Annotated in this window: 2 protein-coding genes; one reads left to right on the top strand and one right to left on the bottom strand. The window is 71.5% G+C overall.

What is annotated here, in order from left to right:
* Positions 1 to 2,003 (top strand): bifunctional glycosyltransferase 87/phosphatase PAP2 family protein (locus FNH08_RS46750; protein ID WP_407704593.1); only part of this gene is annotated, 2,003 nt, incomplete at its 5' end.
* Here the strand turns inward: FNH08_RS46750 and FNH08_RS46745 are convergent.
* On the bottom strand, positions 1,957 to 3,576 hold the full coding sequence (locus FNH08_RS46745; protein WP_322726550.1) for a glycosyltransferase family 87 protein: 1,620 nt from the start codon (positions 3,574 to 3,576) through the stop codon (positions 1,957 to 1,959). The two genes, FNH08_RS46750 and FNH08_RS46745, sit on opposite strands and share 47 nt — an antisense overlap.
* Between the last annotated feature and the right edge of the window lie 184 nt (positions 3,577 to 3,760).

The raw sequence follows: 3,760 nt of genomic DNA, 5'->3' as shown, positions 1-3,760 counted from the left end.
GTCCGGGGAGTGCCTTCGGGGCGGGAGCGGTGACTACGAGGCTGGGGGCGGTCCGGGTCGTGCTGTGGCTCGTCGCCGCCGTCCTGGCGCTGCGGCAGATCGCCGTCGTACTCCGTACCCCCAGAGGGGACCGGCTGACGGATCTGGAGACCTGGGTCGGGCCCAACGGTGTGCTGCATGTGAAGGGCTCGCTGTACGACTCGGACCGGTTCACGGGTACACCCTTCGGCGGGCTCGTCCTCAAACCACTCACCCGTTCGGCCGAACAGGCCCTCGGCTGGGGCTGGACCTTCGGCACCCTGCTCCTGGTCGTCGCCCTGGGGCTGATCGCGGCCCGCGCTCTGCCGGGGCCCGTGTCCCGCCGTACGGCCCTGCTCGCCGCGCCCGTCGCGGTCAGCCTGCTGATGCTGTCACTGCCGGTGCGCAACACCCTGTACCTGGGGCAGACCAGCATCATCCCGGTCCTGCTAGTGCTGGCCGGGTGCTTCGCCGTACGGGGGGAGCGGACGAGCGGCGTCCTCATCGGGGTCGCGGCCGCCTTCCAGCCGACCGTGCTGCTGTTCACGGGGCTGCTGTGGTTCACCGGGCGCCGGCGTGCCGCCGCCTCCACCGGGATCACGTTCGCCGCGTGCACCGCGCTCGCCTGGGCCGCGATGCCGCACGACTCGTACACCTACTGGGTGCACCACCTGGCGGGCGTCGGCCTGGGCGGTAAGGCGGACGACCTGGCCAACCAGTCCCTGCACGGCGCGCTGCTCCGGTTCGGCCTCACCGGGCCGCTGGAGATCGGGCTGTTCCTGGTGCTGGGCGCCGTCGTCGTCTTGGTCGGCATGCGGCGTGCCGTGCGGTACGCGCGGGACGGGCAACTGCTGCTCGCGGTCGCGATCACCGGCTGTGTCGCGATCGTCGTGTCGCCCACGACCTGGCAGCACCAACTGCTGTGGGTGCTGCTCGCGGTGGTCGGCCGGGTGGGCAGCAAGGCACGCGACCGGTACGTGTGGCCGGTCGCCGTCGTCCTGGTGATGACGCTGCCGGCGAAGATGATGCTGCCGAACATGGCGTTCCTGTACCCGCTGCGTGACAACGTCGTCCTGCTGGCCGCGCTCGCCGCCGCCCTGGTCGTGCCGTTCCTGTCCCGCACCTCGCTCCACTACCAGTCACCGATCCCGACGCAGTACGCCGACCCCGTCCCCACGCGCTTCAGACGCGTCCCGCTCCTGCCCTTCCTGCGCCGGGTCCTCACCCGCCCGAACCTGCTGCTCGAACTGCTGCTGATCCGCGTCACGTACGCCGCCTACGCGAAGGTCCGGCTCGCGGCGACCGGCGGACGGGCCGCCGCCGAGGAACACGGGCAGCAGATCCTCGACATCGAGAAGGCCCTCTTCCTCGACATCGAGCACTGGGTCAACCACGCGGTGGTGAAGATCGACTGGCTGCGAGCCTTCTTCGACTTCTACTACACGTCGTTCCACTTCATCGTGCCGCTGTCGGTCCTCGGCCTCCTCTACGTCCGCCGCCCCGTCGACTACCGCTGGGCGCGCTCGTCCCTCGGCCTCGCCACCCTGCTCGCGCTGCTCGGCTTCTGGCTGTACCCGCTGGCGCCGCCGCGTCTGATGCCGAACCTCGGGATCATCGACACCGTGCACGGCGTGCAGGACTTCTCCCAGCCCGACTACGGCACGCTGACCGCGCTCACCAACCAGTACGCGGCGATGCCGTCGCTGCACTTCGGCTGGTCCCTGTGGTGCGGTCTGGTGATCGCGATCATGGCGCCGAAGTGGTGGATGAAGGCGCTGGGCCTGCTGCACCCGCTCTTCACGGTCTCGGCGATCGTGGCGACCGGCAACCACTGGGTCCTCGATGCGGTCGGCGGCGCAGCCGTGGTGGGCGGGGGCTTCGGGCTGACATACCTGTTCCAGGGCCCGCGCGCCCGTACGGTGACGAAGGCCGCTCAGATCAGCAGCGAGCAGGAGACGACGGCGAAGGACCGTACTCCGAGCTGATCCGGTACGCGCCCGGCTCGGTCACCGTCAGCCGCGTGAACTCGCCGTCCCGCGTCAGGCACCCGCCGTCGGCGCGCAGCCACGGCGAGTACGCCACCCGCACGGTCACCGAACCGGGGCCGGGCACCCGCAGGTCCACCTCGGCGCTCGTGGTCCCCACGACGGTCCCGGGCGCCGAGACGAGCGGTACGGCCCCGCGCACCCGGTACACCCGCCAGTGAGCGTCCCGCCACACCGGCTCCAGCCAGTCGGGCCGGTGCTCGCGCACCAGGCGGGCCTCGTCCTCGGCGTACCCGTCCGGCTTGCCCAGCGGCAGGACGACGAAGCCGACGGCCCAGCGGTCCAGCCAGGCGCGGTAGGTGTCCTCCGAGAACGTGCCGTCGTAGAAGAGCCGGCCGCGCTCCATGTCGAGCTGGCGGTTCCAGCCGCGCGCCATGTTCACGTGCGGGGCGAGCGCGGTGGCCTCGCGGTGGTTGCGGGCGGGGACCACCTCGACGCGGGTCCGGTCGGCGCCCGCCCGCTTCAGGGCCTGGACGACGCCCCGGGTGTCGGCGGCCCAGGCGGGCACGGTCGTGGACACCTCCAGGTCGTCGACGGTCTTCGAGCCGACCCAGTACACGGCGAAGGCGAGGACCCCGATCAGCAGGTTCCGGCGCAGTCCCCTCACGGTGAGCAGCGCCGCGAGCAGCACGGCGGGCGCGAACAGCTCCGCGAACCGCTCGACGTTGGTGCCGATCGGTGAGGCGACCAGGTACACGAGCACGGTCCCGGTCGCGTAGACGACCCCGGACCACCGCGCCACCCGCCAGGTGCGCGGGGCCAGCGCCGTCACGGTCAGCCCGAGCAGCACGGGCGGCCAGATCCGGTCGGGCGGCATCAACTGCTCGCCGGAGAACGGGAAGAACAGGGTCGTCATCCCCACGACCACGGCGGGCGGTGCCAGTAGCGCGAGGGCGCGCCCCCAGTCCCGTACGACGAGGAAGCCCGCGCCCACCACCGCCAGGAACAGGCCCGCGACCGGGCTCGCCATCGTCGCGAGCGCCGCGTACGACCCCGCGAGGAGGACACGCCGCTCCCGGGTCAGCAGGACGCAGGCGGCGAGGCCGAGTGCGGTGCCGAGGGCGAAGGTGGTGCGGCCGGAGGCGACGTTGCACCACAGCGCGAGCGACGCGAGGAGGGCAGGGCCCATGGGCCGCCGTACGCCCGCCCGTTGGATGAGGACGGCCGCGAGCCAGGAGGCGACCAGACCGGACACCACGGTGACCGTGCGCACCCCGATCACGGCCATCAGATAGGGCGAGATCAGGCTGTAGTTGGCGGTGTGCATCCCGCCGTACCAGAAGAGGTTGTACGCCGATCCGCCGTGCCGTGACACGAACTCCGCCCAGGCTTCCTGGGCCGCGAGGTCGCCGCCGCCGGTCGCGAGGAACAGGTACCAGACCGCGTACAACGGGACGGTGGGGGCGGTGGCCACGAACGGCACGCGGTAGCGCTCCCACCGGGTGCGGAGCGGATGCTTCCAGCGCGTGGCGGTGGGTTCCGGCCGGACGACGGTGAGTTCGGCAGGGGGCACGGCTCGGGGTTTCCGTTCGGGGTCTTCGGGGTCTTCGAGGTCTCGAGGTCTCGAGGTCTTCGGGATTGAGGATTGTTCAATGTCATAGTCGAAGACGCTGAACGGCGGGAGAACGTTCACCGACGTGCGTGTTTGGCGTGAACCCGGTGCTCTGGACTCGGGGGAGGCAGGGGCGGGGCGTAGG

It is taken from the genome of Streptomyces spongiae (assembly GCF_009377185.1).
GTDB classification, from domain to species: Bacteria; Actinomycetota; Actinomycetes; order Streptomycetales; family Streptomycetaceae; genus Streptomyces; species Streptomyces spongiae.
Note: the sequence above shows the minus strand (reverse complement) of the source record. Positions and strands in the feature narration are given on the sequence as shown.